Origin of the sequence: Catenovulum agarivorans YM01, from assembly GCF_000281085.1 — a bacterium.
GTDB classification, from domain to species: domain Bacteria; phylum Pseudomonadota; class Gammaproteobacteria; order Enterobacterales; family Alteromonadaceae; genus Catenovulum; species Catenovulum agarivorans.
The window spans coordinates 68,152-89,493 of the sequence record NZ_JH767525.1; the positions used below are offsets into that span (position 1 = coordinate 68,152).

General features: G+C 39.1%; 16 protein-coding genes. 8 read left to right on the forward strand and 8 right to left on the reverse strand.

The genetic code is table 11. The features are described 5' to 3' along the window. Positions 1–200 precede the first annotated feature (200 nt). Positions 201–767, reverse strand: coding sequence for an elongation factor P-like protein EfpL (gene efpL / locus WSC_RS0107750; protein ID WP_016955351.1), 567 nt, complete (start codon positions 765–767; stop codon positions 201–203). Positions 768–901: 134 nt separating this feature from the next. Between efpL and parS the strand changes: the two genes are divergently transcribed. The 4 genes from parS (at position 902) to WSC_RS0107770 (ending at position 2,815) form a co-directional block, all read left to right on the forward strand. After that, entirely contained in the window at positions 902–1,339 is a 438-nt protein-coding gene (gene parS, locus WSC_RS0107755) for a type II RES/Xre toxin-antitoxin system antitoxin (protein ID WP_016955352.1), read from the forward strand. Further along, on the forward strand, positions 1,336–1,791 hold the full coding sequence (locus tag WSC_RS0107760; RefSeq protein WP_016955353.1) for an RES family NAD+ phosphorylase: 456 nt from the start codon (positions 1,336–1,338) through the stop codon (positions 1,789–1,791). Before parS ends, WSC_RS0107760 begins: the two co-directional genes overlap by 4 nt. A 113-nt stretch (positions 1,792–1,904) precedes the next feature. Then, complete coding sequence (locus WSC_RS0107765; protein WP_016955354.1) at positions 1,905–2,162, forward strand: hypothetical protein; 258 nt, start codon at positions 1,905–1,907, stop codon at positions 2,160–2,162. Between the two features lie 2 nt (positions 2,163–2,164). After that, positions 2,165–2,815, forward strand: a complete 651-nt coding sequence (locus WSC_RS0107770; protein ID WP_016955355.1) for an ATPase — start codon at positions 2,165–2,167, stop codon at positions 2,813–2,815. 19 nt (positions 2,816–2,834) lie between these two features. Here WSC_RS0107770 and WSC_RS0107775 read toward each other — a convergent pair whose 3' ends face one another. The 7 genes from WSC_RS0107775 to WSC_RS0107805 all read right to left on the reverse strand — a co-directional run bounded on the left by WSC_RS0107775 (position 2,835) and on the right by WSC_RS0107805 (position 13,977). Continuing rightward, on the reverse strand, positions 2,835–3,329 hold the full coding sequence (locus tag WSC_RS0107775; protein WP_026016727.1) for an REP-associated tyrosine transposase: 495 nt from the start codon (positions 3,327–3,329) through the stop codon (positions 2,835–2,837). Positions 3,330–3,410: 81 nt separating this feature from the next. Then, positions 3,411–5,663 (reverse strand): UvrD-helicase domain-containing protein, encoded by a 2,253-nt coding sequence (locus WSC_RS0107780; RefSeq protein WP_016955357.1) that lies wholly within the window; start codon positions 5,661–5,663, stop codon positions 3,411–3,413. After that, complete coding sequence (locus tag WSC_RS22190) at positions 5,644–7,740, reverse strand: ATP-dependent nuclease (protein ID WP_016955358.1); 2,097 nt, start codon at positions 7,738–7,740, stop codon at positions 5,644–5,646. Before WSC_RS22190 ends, WSC_RS0107780 begins: the two co-directional genes overlap by 20 nt. 532 nt (positions 7,741–8,272) lie before the next feature. After that, positions 8,273–11,164: an aminomethyl-transferring glycine dehydrogenase gene (gene gcvP, locus WSC_RS0107790; protein WP_016955359.1), complete on the reverse strand. Its 2,892-nt coding sequence runs from the start codon at positions 11,162–11,164 to the stop codon at positions 8,273–8,275. Positions 11,165–11,494: 330 nt separating this feature from the next. Continuing rightward, positions 11,495–11,884, reverse strand: a complete 390-nt coding sequence (gene gcvH / locus WSC_RS0107795; protein WP_016955360.1) for a glycine cleavage system protein GcvH — start codon at positions 11,882–11,884, stop codon at positions 11,495–11,497. A 29-nt stretch (positions 11,885–11,913) separates the two neighbouring features. After that, positions 11,914–12,996, reverse strand: coding sequence for a glycine cleavage system aminomethyltransferase GcvT (gene gcvT / locus WSC_RS0107800; RefSeq protein WP_016955361.1), 1,083 nt, complete (start codon positions 12,994–12,996; stop codon positions 11,914–11,916). Between the two features lie 90 nt (positions 12,997–13,086). Then, positions 13,087–13,977, reverse strand: coding sequence for a hypothetical protein (locus tag WSC_RS0107805; RefSeq protein WP_157447227.1), 891 nt, complete (start codon positions 13,975–13,977; stop codon positions 13,087–13,089). 212 nt (positions 13,978–14,189) lie between these two features. On the opposite strand from WSC_RS0107805, the gene WSC_RS0107810 reads away from it, so the two are divergent. The 4 genes from WSC_RS0107810 (at position 14,190) to WSC_RS0107825 (ending at position 21,258) form a co-directional block, all read left to right on the forward strand. Further along, positions 14,190–16,904 carry an ATP-binding protein gene (locus tag WSC_RS0107810; protein ID WP_016955363.1) on the forward strand — a complete coding sequence of 905 codons (2,715 nt, stop codon included), beginning with the start codon at positions 14,190–14,192 and terminating at the stop codon, positions 16,902–16,904. A gap of 121 nt (positions 16,905–17,025) precedes the next feature. After that, positions 17,026–18,822, forward strand: a complete 1,797-nt coding sequence (locus WSC_RS0107815; protein ID WP_016955364.1) for an assimilatory sulfite reductase (NADPH) flavoprotein subunit — start codon at positions 17,026–17,028, stop codon at positions 18,820–18,822. Then, the gene (gene cysI / locus WSC_RS0107820) at positions 18,822–20,525 is read left to right on the forward strand and encodes an assimilatory sulfite reductase (NADPH) hemoprotein subunit (RefSeq protein ID WP_016955365.1); all 1,704 of its coding nucleotides are present in this window, start codon (positions 18,822–18,824) and stop codon (positions 20,523–20,525) included. The genes WSC_RS0107815 and cysI overlap by 1 nt, the downstream gene beginning before the upstream one ends. Further along, entirely contained in the window at positions 20,512–21,258 is a 747-nt protein-coding gene (locus WSC_RS0107825) for a phosphoadenylyl-sulfate reductase (RefSeq protein WP_016955366.1), read from the forward strand. The genes cysI and WSC_RS0107825 overlap by 14 nt, the downstream gene beginning before the upstream one ends. Positions 21,259–21,342: the final 84 nt, after the last annotated feature.

A 21,342-nucleotide genomic window follows, 5' to 3' on the forward strand; every position in this document is an offset into this window, starting at 1 on the left:
CTCCAAGTTATTTTATTAATGTTATTTTTTAGTAAAAAATCATTAAATATGAAACACAGTGAGGTCGCAATGATGTGCTCGAGCGCTGACGGTTGAATACGTATGTAGGCAGAGGTTAACTAAGGAAAACAAACTTTAGTACGAGGGTGTAAAATAACTAAAGCAACATTGCGTTGCTTTAGTTATAGCAAGCTTAAGCTTTATGCACGACCCATAAAACGAACTTCTTCAGTGTTCACTTTTACTCGGTCGCCACTCGCAATATGCTCTGGTACTTGAATAACTAAACCTGTGGTTAAGGTAGCAGGTTTAGTACGTGCACTCGCAGATGCACCTTTAATTGATGGTGCAGTTTCGGTAATAACCAACTCAACACTTGAAGGTAACTCAACCATTACAGGGTTGCCTTCAACCAATACCACAACTAAACCTTGCGTATCGTCAGCAATAAATCTAGCTTCTTCTTCAATGGTCTCTTTGTTTAAGTGGTATGGCGTATAGTCTTCGCTGTCCATAAATACATAGTCGTCACCGTCCATATAAGAAAAAGTCACAGGACGACGCGCTAAATCAGCCACATTCAGCATTTCTTCTGCTTTAAAAGTATGGTCAATTTTGCCACCCGTAACCACATTGTACATGCGCATACGGTACAAACTACCACCCGCGCGGCCTTGTGGCACAGAGCGCTCAATGTCGCGAACAATTACAACACCACCATCAAACTCGATGGCCATATTTTTTTTAATTTCACTTGCCTTTGGCATGATTAAGCCCTTAAACGCTTATAGAAAATTTTCGCGAATGTAGCAGAAAGCGCGAACGCCGCCAAGTGGAGATTAGTTAGATTTATTCAAATCATGTGATATATTAAAATCTATCATTTGATAGGAGTGCATCAATGAATCAATTTAATCCAATTATTGAAGAAACAACCAGCGTTTGGGATAGTGTAGGTATTCCACCACGTGGGAATGAATTGTACGCAGCACTCAACAAAGGACTATCATTTGATGTTTTTCGACAAATATCAGAGTTAACTCAGTTAGATAAAAAAGAAATTGCGAATGTCATTCATTTAGCGCCTGCGACATTAGCAAGACGAGCCAAAGCCGGACATTTTAATCGCGAAGAAAGCGATAAGTTTTATCGTTTTACTGAAGTGGTAAACGCAGCAGTTGAATTGTTTGAAGGCGACCTTGCAGCGGCTAACCAGTGGCTTAAACGCCCAGTTAAAGGCTTGGGTGGCAAAAAGCCGATTGAAATGTTAGGCACCAGCGCAGAGAGCGAAGCTGTTTTAGACCTAATCGGACGACTAGAACACGGCGTATTTGCGTGATATCCATCTATAGAATAGTTAAAAAGAAATGGGCAGCTTCAGCTTTTGATGGCGAAGGCGCACGTTTATTTGGCGGCCGTTGGAATAACAAAGGTAAAGCCTGTGTTTACGCAGCAAGCAGTGAATCGTTAGCCTTGTTGGAAATTCTAGTCCACTTAGAATCAGATGCGATTTTAAACTCATATACCCTGCTAAAATCAAAACTTCCACCCACAGAAATAATGACGCTAGGGACACTCCCTCAAAACTGGCGAGCAGAGCCTGCCCCAGCGCAAACAGCCGTAATTGGTGATCAGTGGCTCAAAAGTGAACAGAGTTTAGCCTTACAAGTACCAAGCGTAATAGTACCGCGTGAATATAATTATTTAATAAACCCCTTACATCCAGCAATGAAAACAGTGTTAGCGTCAGTTGAAGAAATTGAAATTAGCATAGATTCAAGATTGGTTTGAGCCATAGCTACTGATCCCCTCCGGGCACCTCTGTAAACTGAATAAACTTTAACCTAGTACTAAATGGAAGTTGTGTTAAAATCAATTCAAAGTTAAACACTGAGGGTGTCTCAATGCCAAACGTAATTGTGAATAAAAAAGCTAAGGTAAGCCGCAGTCAAAAAAATGCGTTAGGTGATTGGAAAAAGCTTAGCACCTATGCCCATTACGGCTCAGTAGCCGCACAAAAATTGGCTAAACAACAAGGTGTTGCAATAACTGTAATTGAGAACGGTAGTGTGGTAAAAATTGCGCCAGATGGCAGTAAAACAAAGGTTGAACGCAAATCAACTTCAACACCTGCAACCTTCCATCCTCTTCAACTTGGCTAAACATGCCTAGAGTAAGATTAATTGCAGGGCCGAATGGTTCTGGTAAAACGACCCTTTTCAAAACGCTTCAACAACACCAAGACGTACATTTTGGCCAATATATAAACCCAGATGACGTCGCAGACACTTTAAAAGGCTTCAAACCAACAAATTCTGCCTTGCCACTTATTGACGATGATAGATATAAAGCAGCACAAAATATATGTGTAGGGCTGCGTGACAAGTATTTAGAACAGGGTTTATCTTTAACTTATGAATCTGTGATGAGCCATGCGAGCCACCTCGACTATATTAAAACGGCGAATTCCAAAGGCTTTAAAACTTACTTGTACTACACCTGCATTAACGACCCTGACGTCAATATTGAGCGTGTTTCTGCACGAGTTAAAACAGGTGGCCACCCTGTACCAACCGACAAAATTGTAAAGCGCTATTTTGCTAGCCTAGAGCAGCTATTTGAAATGGCTTCAATTTGCCACAGAGCTTACTTTTTTGACAACTCGTTTACTCAAGAATTATTTGCCGAAAAATCAGAAAATAACCTGTTAAAAATAGACCAATCGAGATACAACCAAATTGCTCCAATTTGGTTTCAAGAATATGTATTAAGCAAGTGGGATAAGGATTTACTGAGGTTGATTGAGTATTCGTGAAACTAAGGTGGCTTGATGTTTAACCACACCAATTTATAGAATAATACCCATCAGCCACAGCACGATGAAAACTCGAATACGGCCAATCTTTTACCTGACAAACCAAACCATGCTTCAGCGGGTTAATATGTACATAATTGATATGGTTTATCAAATCAGCCTCATTCCGAATGGTATGTTCCCAGAAACGCTTTTGCCAGATTGGGCTATCAGCAAAATGTGAGCCTGTACCAGATGACTTTTCCGATTTAGCTAAAAGATAGCGAAAGCGTTTCTTGATTTCGCGCCAACGCCCCGAGTAATCACAATCCCCTACGGGCAAAGTCCAAACTGCATGTATATGATTTGGCAATACCACCCAAGCATCAATTGTAAAAGGCCTCTGCTGTTTAACTCGACGTACTGCCTCGCGCAGTAAATCAACGTGCTCAACCAGCAACTGACTCTTTTTATCCTGCAAATTCACAGTAAAAAAATATGACCCACCTTCCACATACATCCTTCGATACCGCATCCCAGCTCCCCATTTTTATCTTTGTCACATCCTATCGTAGGTCTGGTAAGCCAGAGGCGCACCTGACAATTTTGCACCGAGTTATCCTGAAGCTTCGGAGTGAAACTTCACACCACTTACCACTTGCCATTTGCAATTTGCCTTTTTGTCTTGAGGGCATTTCGGACACCCAGCTTTGTCTTTGTGTACCGCGACACACAATAAATGTGTTGGTCGGCTCATAGCAACATAAGTCCTTTTTAAAGTTTCATACAATCTACTTCCACCAGATTTAGGATGGACGTAGTTATTCCCACAAAATAAATCATTTTTTAATTTATGATTCCAAAAATATGTCGCTTCACTCTCACTGTGATCTTCATTTTCAACCAACATGGTAGCCATGTGAGTTTCACCTTTCACTGAATGAATGGTACTTATTTTTATTTCTATACCATCTTCAATAACCAGATTATCGTAAGAGGTAAATGTATCAATAGCAGAAATCTCTTTCTCATTTATAAATCGGTCATTTACTGGAACTAGATAATTATTTTTTTGCAAAAGTCCAATAAACTCATTCTTAATTACATTTGGATTCACTGAGCCATATTCGATTCTTATTATCCAATCAACCATGCTCAGATTTAACTCAGCTAAAAACTCAGGCTGGTTTTCTTTTAATTCTGCGAGTAGTTTAGTTTTAGAATAGCGATTTGCAGGATCAAGATTAAAAACCGAAACTAACGCATTAATAAATAAATCATAATAAATTTTTGTACCATGCTCAGCTATTTCTATAGTTGGTCTTGGCTGAAAGTATGAAACTAAATTATCAAAATTTGTTTTGCGCTTTGCAGTTTCTTTTGAAAACCCAGCAACATACGAATGTAAAGTAAGTTTATCCGTTTTATCTTGTGTAGCTTTGCCAACAAAACCAACCAGATTAAATGCTGCTGATGTGCCTTTCCATTCCTGCTTATCCAACCCATGACTTTTAATTTGTTGTGCAAATAAACCCACTACCTCTTTTGGATCGTCATACAATAAAATTGTTGGCCGTATTGACTCTTGCTCTGTATTACCGGTTAACACTGGTAATACTTGCTTAAATGGGTTTATAGATTGGGCAATAACGTCACCGAAGCGCTTACTATCTGAAATAGTTAAATTTAAAAAGCCTTGCTGCTCATGTTGCCAAGAAGACTTTTGTCCCTCTCCACCATTAAAAATAGCTTGGTCAGGATCACCAAAATATTGTTTGATTACTGTTTGATTAAATACTGAATTAATTATATCCATTTGGTGTTGCTGCGTATCTTGCATTTCATCTACGAATAACATCCGAAAACGACTAGATAAAATACTACCTATTTGGGGAAAATCTTGAACACCAATAGTCGATAATTCAAATGCACTCTCGTAACTAACATACCCTGCTTCGAGCAAATTTTTTGTTATTGCTTTTAACTCTTTAAAAGAATTAGTTTTCTCACCAGCAATTAATTTAAAGTTAGTTCGATCGTACACACCGTGTCGATTTAAATCCAAACGTAATTTTGATACGAGCAAATTGCACTTATTGGTAGATACTTCACTCATTGCTAAACGATGTTTTTCATCAATTAATTTTTTTAATAAAAACTGCTTAGCGTATTCATTTGGTAAGTCATCTGCATTTATGCTTTTGCATTTTTGGTATATCAACTCGCCAGTTTTTTTGTTCAAATAACCAAAATTTTTTAAGCTATCCAGTAATGTTTTAGCTTTCTTAGATATTTCTTTAGTGGAGCCATCCGTAATTGTAAAACATTCTTGTTCTATCTCTTGTTTGGTAATCTTCTGACTGTAAGCATAATTGAATAACAATTTGTGTAAACTGGAGTTGAAATGATCCAATTTTTTAAATTTATTGACTAATTTCAAGTTAAATAAATCAGTATCAACGACATTTACTGAACTACTATATAAAAGCCATAAAGATTTTTTTAATAAAAATTTACCAACAAAACTCTGGATAGTTCCGAAAAAGTTAGGATATTGAAATAAAATGTCCGCTTTAGTACCTAAACGATTTTTAATTTCATCAATGGCAACATTAGTATGTGTTAACACACAAATACCACTGCCGTCGGTAAACGGCATTCTTTTTGAGAGTAATAATAATTTAACCAGTAACACTGTTGTTTTACCGCTTCCCGGACATGCGATAATGTTGGCATTTTGCCAACTGTCGATAATTATTCTTCGTTCGCTTTTAAGATCATCGTAAGTATTTTCAGGTAAACCGAGCTCTTTGCAAACCTGCCTAATTTCGTCATCCGTAAAAATAAATTTATCCGTTATTATGCTCACCCAGTTTTACTTCATCATTGGGGCAAACATAATTAATTGCATCAACAAGATATTTTAAATATGGATCGCTTGTTAAGTATTTCGACAATTCGTCACATTTAAGTTGCAAAATCTCTGCAAATATTTGTGCGGTGACGGCTTTTGAGGGGGAATTGCTACCAACAAAAGGGTGAAAAATATCAAATGCAATTGCGTCTTCAGTTTTTTGTGATGCCGAAATCTTAGATTCAACCAACTTATTTATATCTTGCGGTATTTGAAAGTTTCCATTGTCATCTAACAACTCTTGAAAATAACTTTCAGAATTTTTAATTTTTGCTGCAATTTCAATTGCACAAGCAAATGAATCTCGCAGATTTTGACTACATACTAAATCGTATTCCAATGTCCATTTTTTATTCGTAAATAATCTAACTTTTTGCTTATTGTATTTTTGCTCAAGCTTTTGAGTTTTAGCCGTTCTGATTTCTTGAATATTTTGAGTTGATAACGCAATTTTCGACCACTTATCGATTTGATCATTAAGCCCTTTTGGCATTGTGGTTTCATTAATAGTAGCTTTAATAGCCTCTATTAATTCGTCTTTAGTGGTATAAAAAGTTCCGTGAATTTGCTCTAAAGAATATGGTGTACCATTAGTATCAACTAAATGTGTTTCTTGGATTTTATAATACTCGTTAAATTGTTTATTCTCACTTTCGAAATACTCAATCGCTGGTATATCTAAATCCGTAATGACAGCAACAGGTATATCTAATTCATTATTATTTGGCTGTCGCTGGAAAATTTTTGCATAGCGCAAAAAAGCAGTGCTACCAACGTTAACAATAGACACACCGTACTTATGTAGAGGTTTATCAATTAGCTCAGCGATGACTGGAATTAAAATATTTTCAGCGTCACCTTCAACCATAATGACACCACGCGCAAAAAACATATTGGCTTTGGTTGAATCTAAAAAACGTTGTAAAAATTTATAATCACCAGCATCTAATTTGGTTTGGCCTTGCCACATTGGATAAACATTTTGACCTCGACATAAAATCAAGTTTTCTAAATCAATTGAAGCGCCAATAGTTGTACTATGAGTAGTCAAAATAAATTGAGTATTATCATTTTCGCTTATGGACTTGAGCGTATTTATTACTCTTAATTGCGCTTGTGGATGCAGATGAGCTTCTAATTCTTCAATTAAACACAACTTAATTGAATTGTATGGATCAGTTTCTAAATGTAGTAATTCTGCTGCCATAAAAAGTTTATTGAGGGTGCCAAGCCCAGAGCTATTTTCTTCAAGTTCTAAACCTAAGGTTTTAAGTATTTTATGTAACTCCGGATCGGCAATTTTTACTTCGGCTTCACGTTTATCGTCTGTTTGGCGAAAATCCTTTATGTAATAATTTATACTATCAAGAATGTTTAGTGAGGCGTCATCGGTCGTTTTAGTTTTAACTGTCTTGAGAAAATTTGATATGCCTTGATTCGCTTCTGCAACAATATTTTCTAATGCGTGTTTTTGATATTTACCGTCTTGCCCTTTGATTTTTTTAAAATCTCCATGACTTTGTAAAATTTGCGCTAAGCGAGAGCGATAACCCGGTGTCATTTCTGTTTCGGCATCACGAAGCGGTTTTAAATAAGTAACCTGTAGAAGTTCCCTTGCATTTCCATCCATCAAGGTTTCAGCATTTTCAGGGCCTGCTTTAATGTCCCAAACAATTCTATCGTTAATCAGTAAGCGAGCTTTTAAAAACAACCTCAGTTCAAAACTTTTGTCATTATCAAAATATCCCCATTCAATAAAGTTAGCAGCTTCTTTATCTGTAAACCCTGATAATTTAGCCGTTATAGTAAAGGATTCTGCTCGCTCCTCTGTAAAATCTGGTTTATAAAAATCTCGGGGTTCAAAACGAATCGATTCATAACTTTTTGTGTTTAGCAAATAACGAATGGCGTCGATAATTGCTGTTTTTCCGGAATCGTTTTCTCCAACGAGTACATTTAATCCATTTTTAAATTCAATATTTAAACTTCTAAACTTCCTGAAATTAACTAATTGGAGTTCCTTGAGATACATGTAGATATCCTTAAGTTATTTTTATAGGCCTTGGGTAACACAAATCAATTACAAATAGCTTGATGATTTTGATGTTACAAAAATCATGATCAAACCATATACCACAACCGTAAAAATTCCAATAAAAACAGCACATTGAGCTGACGTTTTTTTGTATCTACAAGTCCATATAATTGCAAGTTTGATATAGGCAAACGACTCATAACCAAAAAATGTTAGATGCGCCTTTGGCTTATCTAACCTACATCAACTTCATTTATCTGACGCTATTTTTCAAGTAGACCAACACGCAAAAAAAGCAAAACGGAAGCCGAGTAAACGAACCGATTTGATTATAGCGCACAATTTTAACGTAGGTCGGCATAAGCGAAGCGCATCCGACAATTGCAGTTACATGCACCTCTGAACGTCAGGTGCGCCTTCGGCTTATGTAACCTACGTAAACCGCATAGATGAAGGATTTAAGTGGGGTATAAACGACAAAAGCGGCTGGTGGGCCGCTTTTGAATGATTTAAAAAAGTAAAATCAATTTTACTCTGCGTAGCTTTCCGTTGTCGGACAGCTACAAATCAAGTTACGGTCGCCGTATACATCATCAATACGGTTTACTGTTGGCCAAAATTTGTTTTCGCGGGCTTGTGCAGTTGGGAATACAGCTAACTCGCGGCTGTACGGGTGGTTCCATTCAGCTTGGCTTAAATCGCTCATGGTATGTGGTGCATTGCCAAGTGGGTTGTCTTCTAATGGCCATACGCCTTTTTCAACTTGGTCAATTTCGTTTTTAATGGCGATCATTGCTTCAATAAATCTGTCTACTTCACATAGTGGTTCAGATTCAGTTGGCTCAACCATTAATGTACCAGCAACAGGAAAGCTCATAGTTGGTGCATGGAAACCATAGTCAATTAAACGTTTTGCTACGTCCATTTCAGTTACGCCTGAGCTCGCTTTTAATGGGCGAATATCAATTATACATTCGTGTGCTACGCGGTCGTTTTGCCCTGTATACAAAATTGGGTAATGGTCGGCTAAACGTTTGGCAATATAGTTAGCACTTAAAATAGCGACTTGAGTTGCTTTGCGTAAACCTTGTGCACCCATTAATGCAATGTATACCCAAGAAATTGGCAATATACCTGCACTGCCCCATGGCGCGGCTGAAACGGCACCATTGGCTTTGTCTAATTCATCAATTTGTACAACTGGGTGGTTTGGTAAAAACGGTGCTAAGTGTGATTTAACGCCAATTGGTCCCATACCTGGGCCACCACCACCGTGTGGAATACAGAATGTTTTATGCAGGTTTAAGTGCGATACGTCTGAACCAATAAAACCAGGTGATGTTACACCAACCTGTGCATTCATGTTTGCGCCATCCATATACACTTGACCGCCGTGGCCATGTACTATGTCACAAATTTCACGAATGGTTTGTTCGTATACACCATGAGTTGATGGGTAGGTGATCATTATGCACGATAAGTTGTCTGCAACTTCTGCGGCTTTTTTGCGTAGGTCGTCTAAATCAACATTACCTTTTGCATCACAAGCTGTTACAACAACTTTCATACCCGCCATTTGTGCAGATGCTGGGTTAGTACCATGCGCAGATGACGGAATTAAACAGATGTTTCTGTGGCTGTCGCCACGGCTTTCGTGATATTTACGAATAGCTAATAAACCTGCATATTCACCTTGTGCACCTGAGTTTGGTTGCATGCTTATTGCGTCGTAACCGGTAATTTCAATTAACCAGTCGTTCAATTGGCGAATCATGCGTTGATAACCTTGCGCTTGGTTAATTGGCGCAAACGGGTGCATGTTGGCGAATTCAGGCCAAGTTACCGGGATCATCTCAGCAGTTGCATTTAATTTCATGGTACAAGAGCCCAATGAAATCATTGAATGGTTTAGGGCTAAATCTTTATTTTCTAAAGATTTAATATAACGCAACATTTCAGTTTCTGAATGATGCGTATTAAATACTGGGTGGGTTAAATATTCGCTAGTACGTTTGTACTCTGCTGGTATGCCAGATTTTTGCTGGCTAGCAATTACTTTGTCTAGCGCTTTAATATCTAAACCATGACCTTCGCCTAATACGATATCAAATAGCTCAGCTACGTCGTTGGCTGTTTTAGTTTCGTCAAAACTAACTGCAACTACACCGTCTAAATCAACACGTAAATTAACGCCTTTTTGCTCAGCACGCGCAATGATTTGAGCTTTACTGTCGGTTGCAATGGCAACTGTGTCAAAGAAGTTTTTGTTTTTAACTTCAATGCCTTTATGTTTTAAACCTTCAACAAAAATCGAGGTTAAACGCTCTACACGTTTAGCAATTGTATCTAAACCTTTTGGCCCATGATAAACAGCATAAAACGCCGCCATATTGGCTAATAATACTTGTGCGGTACAAATGTTTGAGTTGGCTTTTTCACGACGGATATGTTGCTCACGTGTTTGCAGTGCCATACGTAAAGCAAGTTTGCCTTTACTGTCTTTAGAAACACCAATAATACGGCCCGGCAATGAACGTTTTAAGCTATCGCGTGTTGCAAAAAATGCTGCGTGTGGACCACCGTAACACATAGGCACACCAAAACGCTGTGCACTACCTACTGCAACGTCTGCACCTAATTCACCAGGTGTTTTTAATTGAGTTAATGCCAATAAGTCGGTAACAACAGTAGAAATACCTTTGTTGTCTGCTACATGCGCAATCAATTTTTCAATTGGGTTGATGTCGCCATAGGTATTTGGATATTGAAATAACGCACCAAATACGTCTAATTCTAATACTTTGTCAGCAGGGGCAATTTCAACTTCAAAACCAAATAATTCAGCACGAGTTACCACAACATTAATGGTTTGTGGGTGTACGTCATCTGCTATAAAAAATAGGTTAGATTTTTTATTTTTGCTGGTGCGTTTTGCAAAAGCCATTGCTTCGGCCGCTGCTGTACCTTCATCTAATAAAGATGCATTTGCAATTTCTAAACCTGTTAAGTCAATTACCATTTGTTGGTAGTTTAACAAGCTTTGTAAACGGCCTTGCGCCACTTCTGGCTGATAAGGCGTATAAGCCGTGTACCAACCTGGATTTTCTAACACGTTACGTAAAATTACGTTTGGCGTATGCGTTGGATAGTAACCTAAACCAATATATGATTTGTTTACCTGATTCTGTGAAGCGATTTGTTTTAACCAGCTTAAAACTTCTACTTCGCTTTGAGCTTCACCTAACGCCATTTGCTCGTTAATCAAAATGTTCGCAGGAACAGTTTGTTTGATTAAGTCGTCCAATGACGTTGCACCAATTGTGGCTAACATGTGTTGCTGCTCGGCAACATCAGGGCCTATATGGCGTTGAATAAAATCATCTCTATTTTCTAATTGCGATAAAGATACAGGTTCGCTCATGAATCGGGATTCCTAAATCAAATTAGTTTGCTAATTTTTGCTTTGTTCAGTGTTCACGCCCCAGAGCACAGCCATCATCACGCCAAACGCTTTAAATCCATCCTTGGAACGCTCTAACACAACATCCCTGTTGTGTAACGTTGGCTTAGCTGATGCCAGTGCTCTGTGGCTTAATCAATATTGGTGTTGCAAGCTTTATCCAACCAGCGACACGCATTTAATCCACTGAACTAAAAATAAAAAACCCCGAGTATAAACTCGAGGTTATAAATTCAAATTTTTTACAATTTAAACTCAGCTTTTATACGTAATACTGAGCACAAATTGATTTTATTCGTCGTCTAATGCTTGCTCGTAACCTTCAGCATCTAACAACGAATCTAATTCACCTTCGTCTTCAACTTTTAATTTAAACAACCAACCGTCATTGTATGGGTCAGTGTTTACAAGCTCAGGTGAATCTTCTAATTCTTCGTTCACTTCAATTACTTCACCAGCAATTGGAGCATATACGTCAGAAGCAGCTTTTACAGACTCAACTACCGCAATTTCGTCACCTGCAGTAAAACCAGCGCCAACGTCTGGTAAATCAACGTGAACTAAGTCGCCTAATAAGTCTTGTGCGTGATCAGAAATACCAATAGTCACTATGCCATTGCCTTCGTCACGTACCCACTCGTGGCTGTCAGTGTATTTTAATTCTGGAAGGATTTTGCTCATTAAAATATTCCTCTGTAAAAATTTTAAAATTAGCTCAACAAAGACTTACCGTTGCGAACAAACGCAGGTTTAACTACTTTCACTGTAACCCACTTTTTGCGCATTTCAACTTCAACTTCATCACCTGTTGCAACAGGTACACGCGCAAATGCAATGCTGTGGCCTAAAGTTGGAGAAAATGTACCACTGGTAATTATGCCTTCGCCTGCTTCACAGCGAATTTTGCTGCCTGCACGAAGTACACCTTTGTCTAACATAACCAAACCAACTAATTTTTCAGTTTGATTATTTTTGTATTCTGTTAATGCTTGGCGACCAACAAAGTCACGTGCTTCTGGTTGCCAAGCGATTGTCCAGCCCATATTTGCCGCTAGTGGCGAGACATTTTCATCCATGTCTTGGCCATATAAATTCATGCCTGCTTCTAAACGCAAGGTATCACGTGCACCTAAACCACAAGGCACAACACCTGCGTCGACTAATTTTTGCCAAAAGTCAGGGGCTTGTTCATTAGCTAATAAAATTTCGTAGCCAGCTTCACCAGTGTAGCCTGTTGTGGCGATAAATAAATCACCAGCTTGCACACCAAAAAATGGTTTCATACCTGCAACAGCTTGTTGCTGTTCTGCAGTTAATAAACCACCCACAATTGAAACCGCTTCTGGGCCTTGCACTGCGATCATTGCAAGCTCAGCACGTTCAGTTAAAGTTACTTCAAAATCTGCTGCAACTTTATTTAACCAAGCTAAATCTTTTTCACGTGTGGCTGAATTCACAACCAAACGATAATCAGTTTCGCTGAAATAATAAACAATTAAATCGTCAATCACCCCACCTTGCTCATTTAACATGCCTGAATATAAGGCTTTGCCTTTGACAGTTAATTTAGCTACATCATTAGCTAATAACTTTTGTAAAAAGGCTTGAGCTTGTGCGCCTTTAGCGTCAACCACTGTCATATGTGACACATCAAACATACCCGCTTTTTCACGCACTACTTGATGTTCTTCAATTTGTGAACCATAACGAATTGGCATTTCCCAGCCGTGAAAATCGACCATTTTCGCGCCAGCTTCTAAGTGTTTTGCATGTAGTACAGTTTTGAGTGTCATAACGAGTTGTAAACCAGTTTTGTGGGGGTCAAAATTTAGGCGGCGAATTATAACCGAGTTGTTGTAACAAACCTAGTTTTTATCCAATTTTTATTGGAGCTTTTTATTGCAGTTAAAATTGAGTTCGTCTGCGAGTATATATAATGAATCAAAGTCGACCACATTAGCTAATTGCTCACCAAAGATTCGGCTCAGTAGCGGCTCATTTATATAATAATCTTGGTAACACGCGTTTAAAAATAACGTCTGCTCTGGTGCTGGGTGGTTTAATAACTTAAGTTTGGCAGTCAGTAACATGTTTGGGTAATCAGCATAACTAGCCAACATAGCACCCGCATTGTAACTTCCTGACGAAAAACCTATGCTAATAACCTTTTGTTGAAACAAATATTGCAGCACAGTGCGGCCTGTGGCGTCATCGTACAACTCGTCATCTGGCAATAAAACAAACACATCACCTAATATGCTGGCTTTTTTTATCAGCTCAAATTCTTTTTCGACCGCTTGATTTGTACTTAATATTTGCAATTCAGGCCACTCTTTTGATAAACGGCTAATTAAACCTAAATTCTTACTGACTGAAACTAAATTATGGTCGGCAAATATTTTGTCAGTTAAGTAACGTAAACGCTCAACAGATGCATTTTCATTTATGTAAACCCAGCTCGAACAATGCTTTTGCGCTTGGCATCTTAATTGTTCAAGTTTTTTACCTTCTTGTTCATTTACGCCCAACACAACGGCAAATAATTCGTGCGCGTTTTTTACATGAGTGGCCAGGTGATATGCATTGTCATAACCAGCAACCAGCACACTATCTTGCTCGCTAGGTGCTGCATAAAAAGGCACCAGCTCAATTTCTGGTGCCAATAAAGTTTGGGTATATTGAAACTGAGCTTTAGAAAATTGATAAGGTGGAAAATAAAAACCTGCGGTCAACTCAGTTGCATTTGCAATAAATGATTGTGGTAAGCAACTCAAACAAACCCACCACACCAAAGGCAATAATTTTGCTGTTTTTAACCACATAAACGCACATTACTCACAAATAGTTATTCCGTTTTAGGCAAATTTAACGTTATAGTTAGATTTATTGGAAGCCGTTTCATAGCAGATTAACCTGTAGAATTAGCATGTTCAAACCCAGTATTCTTTTTAACGCGATTTTTTTTGCAATTATACCTAGCATTCTAATGACCATAGGTATTTGTGGTTATATTGTGCACGCAACCAGTGTTGAGCGCGATAAGTTAATTGAAGAACAGGCGGTTAATCTAGTTGATTCAATTGCTTATGCCAGCGAATATAACTTAATTAGCTTAAACAAAGTTGGTTTACAAAGTAAGTTGCGTGATATCAATGCCACTTCATCTTTGCCTATCTCTAATATATTAATTTACGACGAAACTGGCGAGTTATTTGTCGCGTCGAATTACACCCAATTAGGCTTTAGTTACCATACCAGTAGTCACTTGGGTACCCAACTACATAGACCCAACAGTCAAAAACTCATTGTAAATTCGCCTATCTTCGCCTTTGATAGCAGTTTTAACCAAACCGCTCAGTGGCAATCAAGTCAGCAAACTCAACAACCTATTGGCCATATCGTATTGGTACTAGATTTATCCGCCGAAACTTATCAAAGATTTATTACAAACTTAAATTTATTTGTGCTCATCGGCATCGCCGCCATTTTAACCGCCATGTTAATGATAGCCTTAGTTAACCGTGTTATCCGCCCTGTGCAAGCCTTCGTACAAGCAGTAAAGCGTATTGGGAGTGGCGATCTAAAATTTAGGCTGGACATTCCTGTGCAGTACGAATTTAACGACTTAAAAGATGGTATTAATGTGATGGCGGCGCAATTACAACATCACCAAGCTAAATTAGAATCAGAAATTGAAGACGCAACACGCGACCTACAGCAAAATCTACTCTTGGTAGAAGAGAAAAACGCTGAGCTAGATATAGCACGTAAAGAAGCACTTGAAGCGAGTAAAGTTAAGTCGCAATTCTTAGCGACCATGAGTCATGAAGTACGTACACCGCTTAACGCAATTGTTGGTTTTACTAAAGAATTAGAAAAAGCTCAATTAGAAGAACCGTATAAAGACTATGTCACAACAATTAACGCATCGGCCGACAACTTAATCGCAATTGTTAATGATGTACTCGATTTCTCAAAAATTGAAGCTGGTAAAATTGAGTTAGACCACTCTGCTTTCAACCTAATGCAAACGGTGGAAGATGTCACTAAACTGATGTCGCGTGATGCTTTTACCAAAGGTTTAGTCTTCTCTGTTGAATCTGATGCACTGCCAATTGCAGCTATTGGTGACCAACATAGATTTAAACAAATTCTGACCAACCTATTGTCCAACGCAATAAAATTTACCCCAAAAGGTTTTGTTATTTTACGTTTAAAAATAGAGTCTGTGTCTGAAAGCCAGCATATGCTGACGGTTGAAGTACAAGATTCAGGTATAGGCATAAGTAGAGATAAACAAAGCAAATTGTTTAAAGCCTTTCATCAAGCAGATGCAAGTACCACCAGAAAATACGGTGGTACTGGTTTAGGTTTAGCCATTACCCATGGTTTGGTCAGCAAAATGAATGGTAAATTGAGCATAGACAGCGCTTTAGGTAAAGGCTCCACTTTTACCTTACAGCTACCAATTACCACATCTAAACCAAGCACTATAGATAAAATGCAAAAATTGCATAAAGCATTGGTGTTAGATCCCCATTCAGTAACCTACACTGCATATCGCCAATTGTTCCAACAACTAGGTATTGCAGCAGATATTTATTCTGAAACCGAAGAATGGGAAACCCAAGTCCGCCAAATTGAAAACTACGACTTAATTGTAATCGCCAGTGATTCAGACGAAGAGTCACTCGAGTTATTGCCGTTACAAGCAGCATTTGCGGCTAAACAACAATGTAATGCTTTGATTTTACTGTCAGTACCGCTTTATAGCTCACTACCGGAAGAACACAAAAAGATGCTCGGTGACTGGCCTGTTACCGAAAAACCATTTACCTTGTGTAAATTAGAGAATGCCTGGCGGAAATACGACAGATTAACTTGGTTAGCCGATGAAAGTTTGGACGCCGTCAATCAAGACATTATTCAATCTGGCTCAAAAATAAAAATGTTAGCGGTAGATGACAACGAAACTAACTTAAAGTTGCTCTCCGCTATTTTGCGCAACGGTCGTGTTGAATTAACCACAACAACTTCAGGGAAGTTAGCTTGTGAAATTGCCGAACAAGATGAATTCGACATTATTTTAATGGATGTACAAATGCCAGAAATGGACGGTGTGCAAACCACAGCGCGCATTCGCCAAGGCAAACTTAATCGCTCTACGCCTATTATTGCTTTTACCGCTCATGCGTTTAAAGAAGAACGCGAAAACTTATTGAAAAACGGTATGGACGATTACCTAGCTAAACCAATTGATATGGATAAATTTAATCAATTGGTGGCAAAATGGGTCATAGGTGCTGCAGATTTTGCCGAACAACAAAAACACAAACGCAGTCATTCAGTGATTAAACATGGCATTGACTGGTCGCTGGCGCTAGAAAAAGCCGCCAACAACCACAAGACAGCAGTAGAAATGTTAACTATGCTGATTTCTACCTTTGATGGGGTAAAACAAGATATAAACACCGCGCTAGCCAACAATGATCAAGCAGCGCTACTCAACGTAATCCACAAGTTTCATGGGTCTACTTGTTACTCTGGAGTGCCCTATCTACGCCAGCTTGCGAACAACATTGAATCACAACTTAAAAAAGGTGTGTTAGTAAATGTTGAAGAACAACTGGAAAAATTGTCCAATGAAATGGATAATGTCGCGTCTGGATTGTCCGCAATCCCTCAAAACAAGCCTAATTAACTAATAGCGTAATAGAATTGGTATATATCTGGATGGAATAAAAAATTAATATTTATTCTTTCCAGTTATCAATATCCCAACTAAGCTATAGCGCTAAATCAAGTCACGGATTTTTGGGAATATGTCTTCGCAAAACACAGAACTTACAAGCCCTTTGGCAGCTGAGCAATTAACTCAGTTAAATAAAATTACCGCAGGTATGTCTGCTAACCAACTTTCTTGGGTAAGCGGCTACTTATACGGCTTAGCACAAGCTGGCGCGGGTTCATTGCCAGCAGCTGGTGTACCAGCAGCGCCTGCTGAGCTACCTACTTTAACCGTTTTGTATGGTTCACAAACCGGTAACGCAAAAGGTGTTGCACAACAAGCAGCGGCAGCCGCTGAAGCAGCAGGCTTAAAAGTACGCTGTGTTTCTATGGGCGATTACAAAGCCAAAGAATTAAAATCTGAGACGCACGTATTAATCACCTCTTGCACTCAAGGTGAAGGTGATCCACCAGATGACGCTATTGAATTCCACGCTTTCTTAGCTGGCAAAAAAGCACCTAAATTAGCAGGTGTTAAATATTCTGTATTAGCGCTAGGTGACTCTTCATACGAATTTTTCTGCCAAACTGGTAAAGATTTCGACGAGCGTTTCGCTAAATTAGGCGCAACTGCAATTGAACCTCGTGTTGATTGTGACGTTGAATACGAAGAGCCAGCAGCCGGTTGGATTGAACGAGCTGTTGCCGCTATGGCAAAAGACATGCAAGCAGGTGTTGCGCAAGTAACAGTTTCTGCGGCTGCTACACCAGCAGCAAGTGCTTCTGCTTACAACAAAAAGAATCCTTTCACGGCAACTTTAGAAACCAACCAGAAAATTACTGGTCGGGATTCGGTTAAAGATATCCGTCACTTCGAGATTTCTTTAGAAGGTTCTGGTTTAACTTATCAGCCGGGTGATTCTTTAGGTATATGGTTCCGCAACGACGAAAAGAACGTTGACGAAATCATTGAAAAATTAGGCTTAGATGCAACAGCAACTATCGAAATTGATGGTGAGCAAGTTGCAGTGCGTGACGCATTAATTCGTCACTACGAATTAACTTTGAGCCATCCTGGTTTTGTTAGCAAATATGCTGAAGTAACTGCTAATGCTGAACTTGCAAAATTAGCTGAAGATCGCCAAGCATTACGTGAATATATTGATGTTCGCCAAATTATCGACATCATTCGTGAACATGCAGCAAAAATTTCTGCCGAGCAATTAGTAAGCTGTTTGCGTCGTTTAACCCCACGTTTGTACTCAATCGCTTCTAGCCAAGCTGAAGTTGAAGAAGAAGTACACTTAACTGTTGGTGTTGTGCGTTACGATGCATTCGGTGAAGAGCACTTTGGTGGCGCGTCTGGTTTCTTAGCCGAGCGTTTAGAAGAAGGCGGCGAAGTAGACGTATTTGTTGAGCACAGCCACTTCCGTTTACCAGAAGATAACTCACCTGTGATCATGGTTGGCCCAGGTACAGGTATCGCACCTTTCCGCGCATTCATGCAAGAAATTGATTCAGTTGAGCGTGAAAATGAAACTTGGTTATTCTTTGGTAACCCAACTTTCACTGAAGATTTCTTATACCAAGTTGAATGGCAAAGTTATCTAAAAGACGGTGTATTAACTAAAATTGATTTAGCTTTCTCTCGTGACCAAGCAGAAAAAATCTACGTACAAGATCGTATGTTAGAAAAAGCTGCGGAGCTATGGGCTTGGTTAGAAAAAGGCGCGTATTTCTATGTGTGTGGTGATGCTAATCGTATGGCGAAAGACGTACACGAAGCATTAGTAAGCATAGTTGAACAGCAAGGTGGCAAGAGCCGTGAAGAAGCTGAAAACTATGTTAGTGAATTACGCAAAAACAAACGTTACCAGAGAGATGTTTACTAATGAGCGAAAAGAAATTAGCAGCCAACGAATATTTAAAAATTAACAGCAACTACTTGCGTGGCACGTTAGAAGAAAGTGTAGCCAACCAAGTAACAGGTGCTGTTGCTGACGATGATACTCAGTTAACTAAGTTCCACGGTTTCTACATGCAAGACGACCGTGATATTCGTAACGAGCGTAAGCAACAAAAATTAGAGCCGAAACATACATTTATGTTACGTGCACGTATCCCTGGTGGTGTAATTGATATGCCGCAGTGGTTACAAATAGACCAAATTGCTGAAGAATTGACTGATTACAACTCAATTCGTTTAACGACGCGTCAAACTTTCCAATACCACGGTATTTTAAAACGTAACTTAAAACCGTTAATTAAAGGTTTGTACCAAGTTAAATTAGACTCAATTGCCGCCTGTGGTGACGTTAACCGTAACGTTATGGCAACCACTAACCCAATTCAAACTCAGTTGCAAAAAGAAGTGCACGAATGGTCAGTTAAAATTTCTGAGCATTTATTGCCAAAAACTCGTGCGTACTTTGAGTTATGGTTAGATGAAGAAAAATTAGAAACCCCAGCAGACGTTGAGCAAGAGCCTGTTTACGGTAAAACTTATTTACCACGTAAATTTAAAATTGCAGTTGCTGTACCTCCGTATAATGATGTTGACATCAGCGCCAACGATTTAAGCTTTATCGCCATTGAAGACGGTAAAGGCGGCTTAGCTGGTTTTAACGTATGTGCTGGTGGTGGTTTAGGTTCTACCCATGGTGACGTAAACACCTACCCTCAGTTAACTCGTGTTTTAGGTTTCTGTAAGTTAGAAGACACTCTTGATTTTGCTCAAGCTGTGATGATGACTCAACGTGACAATGGTAACCGTTACGACCGTAAACGCGCACGTACTAAGTACACAGTTGATGACATGGGTGTAGATGCATTCCGTGAAGCAACTGAAAAACATGCTGGTAAAAAGTTTGAAGCTGCGCGTGATTATGAATTCACTAGCCAAGGTGATCGTTTTGGTTGGGTAGAAGACATGAACGGCAACTGGCACTTAACGCTTTTCTTAGAAGCTGGCCGTATTGTTGATGACGAACGTCGTACAATCAAAACAGGTTTACGCGAAATTGCTAAAGTTCACAAAGGTGAATACCGCATGACAGCTAACCAAAACATTATGATTGCCAACGTAGCTGCAGCAGACAAAGCTAAAATTGAAGACATGTGTAAACAGTACGGTTTATTAGGTACTGAACATTCACCAATTATGCTTAATAGTATCGCTTGTGTTGCATTACCAACTTGTGCGTTAGCTATGGCTGAGTCAGAGCGTTATTTACCACGTTTAATTGAAAAATTTGACGTGTTAGCGCAAAAACACGGTGTTGGCGATCAAGAAATCGTAACACGTATGACAGGTTGTCCAAACGGCTGTGGTCGTCCTTTCTTAGCAGAAGTTGCTTTTGTTGGTAAAGGCCCAGGTAAATACAATATGTATTTAGGTGCTGACGGTAAAGGTACACGCTTAAATCAAATGTATCGCGAAAACATCGGCGAAGAAGAAATTCTAGCTGAAATGGATACTATCCTAGCGCGCTATAGCAAAGAAAGAGAACAAGACGAACGCTTTGGTGACTATGTTGTACGAATTGGTTTAGTTAAACCTGTATATGACGGTCGAGAGTTTCATGCCACAAATTGATTTTGTAAAGCTACTTGAAGCAGACAAATCAGAACAAGTTGCAGCGTTAACGCAAGTTAACGCTGAGCTTGAACAACTGACGCCTCAGCAAAGAGTAGAATGGGCTGCTAAACACTTGCCTGGACCTCAAATTCTTTCATCGAGTTTTGGTATCCAAGCGGCTGTTATGCTCAATTTAGTTAACTCAGCAATTCCACAAATTCCTGTGGTATTAACTGACACTGGCTACTTATTTCCAGAAACTTATGAGTTTATCGATCAGCTAACTGAACGCTTAAAGTTAAACTTAAAAGTGTACCGCTCACCATGGAGCCCTGCGTGGCAAGAACAACGCTGGGGTAAATTGTGGGAGCAAGGTGTCGAAGGCATCGAAAAATATAATCAGATCAATAAAGTTGATCCGATGAAACAAGCTATGCAAGAGTTAGATGCAAAAGTTTGGTACACAGGTTTACGCCGCGACCAAGCCAGCAGCCGAGCAAACTTGCCTGTATTACAAATTAGCGGTGGTCGTTATAAAGTTCAGCCAATTATTGATTGGACGAATAAAGATGTACATTACTATTTGAAAGAGCATAACTTACCGTATCATCCATTATGGGATCAAGGTTATGTATCTGTTGGTGATTGGCATACCTCTCGCCCATTAGAATTGGGTATGACTGAAGAAGAAACTCGTTTCTTTGGTTTAAAACGTGAGTGTGGTCTTCACGAAGGTGGTAGCGGTATATAACCGCTACTCGCTTTATCTTTTTATTGTAATATCCCTGTATTTATTAAACCCCTTCCCTGCTTTTGCGTTAAACTTAGCAAAGAT

Excerpts from the sequence above, each read along its gene's own strand:
- WSC_RS22190 (WP_016955358.1), bottom strand. The coding sequence starts at position 7,740 with ATGTATCTCAAGGAACTCCAATTAGTTAATTTCAGGAAGTTTAGAAGT.
- WSC_RS0107825 (WP_016955366.1), top strand. The coding sequence starts at position 20,512 with ATGCCACAAATTGATTTTGTAAAGCTACTTGAAGCAGACAAATCAGAA.
- efpL (WP_016955351.1), bottom strand. The coding sequence starts at position 767 with ATGCCAAAGGCAAGTGAAATTAAAAAAAATATGGCCATCGAGTTTGAT.
- WSC_RS0107775 (WP_026016727.1), bottom strand. The coding sequence starts at position 3,329 with ATGCGGTATCGAAGGATGTATGTGGAAGGTGGGTCATATTTTTTTACT.
- WSC_RS0107815 (WP_016955364.1), top strand. The coding sequence starts at position 17,026 with ATGTCTTCGCAAAACACAGAACTTACAAGCCCTTTGGCAGCTGAGCAA.
- gcvP (WP_016955359.1), bottom strand. The coding sequence starts at position 11,164 with ATGAGCGAACCTGTATCTTTATCGCAATTAGAAAATAGAGATGATTTT.
- WSC_RS0107810 (WP_016955363.1), top strand. The coding sequence starts at position 14,190 with ATGACCATAGGTATTTGTGGTTATATTGTGCACGCAACCAGTGTTGAG.
- WSC_RS0107770 (WP_016955355.1), top strand. The coding sequence starts at position 2,165 with ATGCCTAGAGTAAGATTAATTGCAGGGCCGAATGGTTCTGGTAAAACG.
- gcvT (WP_016955361.1), bottom strand. The coding sequence starts at position 12,996 with ATGACACTCAAAACTGTACTACATGCAAAACACTTAGAAGCTGGCGCG.
- parS (WP_016955352.1), top strand. The coding sequence starts at position 902 with ATGAATCAATTTAATCCAATTATTGAAGAAACAACCAGCGTTTGGGAT.
- cysI (WP_016955365.1), top strand. The coding sequence starts at position 18,822 with ATGAGCGAAAAGAAATTAGCAGCCAACGAATATTTAAAAATTAACAGC.
- WSC_RS0107765 (WP_016955354.1), top strand. The coding sequence starts at position 1,905 with ATGCCAAACGTAATTGTGAATAAAAAAGCTAAGGTAAGCCGCAGTCAA.
- gcvH (WP_016955360.1), bottom strand. The coding sequence starts at position 11,884 with ATGAGCAAAATCCTTCCAGAATTAAAATACACTGACAGCCACGAGTGG.